Origin of the sequence: Janibacter sp. LM, from assembly GCF_039631275.1 — a bacterium.
Classification (GTDB): Bacteria; Actinomycetota; Actinomycetes; order Actinomycetales; family Dermatophilaceae; genus Janibacter; species Janibacter terrae.
In genome coordinates, this window is record NZ_JBDIVG010000070.1 from 1 (window position 1) to 741 (window position 741).

Genomic DNA, 741 nt, shown 5'->3' on the forward strand with positions numbered 1-741 from the left:
TGCCCTCTTCAAGATCTCGTTAGCGCGCTTGAGCTCACGGTTCTCCTGTTCCAGCGCTTTCAACCTCGCCGCGTCGCTGGTGCTGACCCCCGGCACGTGGCCCTCGTCGATGTCGGCCTGGCGTACCCAGGACCGCACCGACTCGGTGCCGTACCCCAGCTGGGCGGCGACGCGTTGCACCGTGCCGTGCTCCGTTCCCAACTCCACGCGCAGCGTCCTGACCATCCGCACCGCAGCGGCCTTCTCTTCAGGGCTGTAACGACGCGTAGTCGGCTTCCCCGGGGTGGTGTCCTTCGGCATGAGTCCATCCTCGTTTCCAAACGATGGAGACTCCAACCAACCCAGCGCGGTTCACTGGGCATGAACGGGGTCCGCCGCGGCAAGACGGTCCGCACCACCATCCCTGGCAAGGACGGACACCGTGCCGGGGACAGGTTGAACCGCGACTTCACCGCACCGGCACCCAACACCCGTTGGGTCGCGGACTTCACCTACTGCAGGACCTGGGCCGGGTTCGTCTACGTCGCCTTCGTCGTCGACGTCTACGCCCAGCGGATCGTGGGCTGGCACGCCGCCACGACCAAGGTCACCGACCTGGTCCTCACCCCGCTGCGGATCGCACTGTGGGACCGCGAACGACACGGCACCCCGGTCGAGCCGGGCCAGCTGCTGCACCACTCCGACGCCGGAAGCCAGGGTGGATTCAACTGGTCGTCGCAACACCTTGACTTCGGAGGTGTT

1 protein-coding gene and 1 pseudogene are annotated in these 741 nt (G+C 66.5%); one reads left to right on the forward strand and one right to left on the reverse strand.

Features of this window, described 5'->3' with window-relative positions; all coding sequences use genetic code 11:
• Positions 1 to 300 (reverse strand): transposase (locus tag ABC138_RS17445; RefSeq protein WP_345914456.1); only part of this gene is annotated, 300 nt, incomplete at its 3' end.
• A gap of 51 nt (positions 301 to 351) precedes the next feature.
• Here ABC138_RS17445 and ABC138_RS17450 point away from each other — a divergent pair.
• Positions 352 to 741 (forward strand): annotated as a pseudogene (locus tag ABC138_RS17450) (DDE-type integrase/transposase/recombinase); the annotation flags it as partial.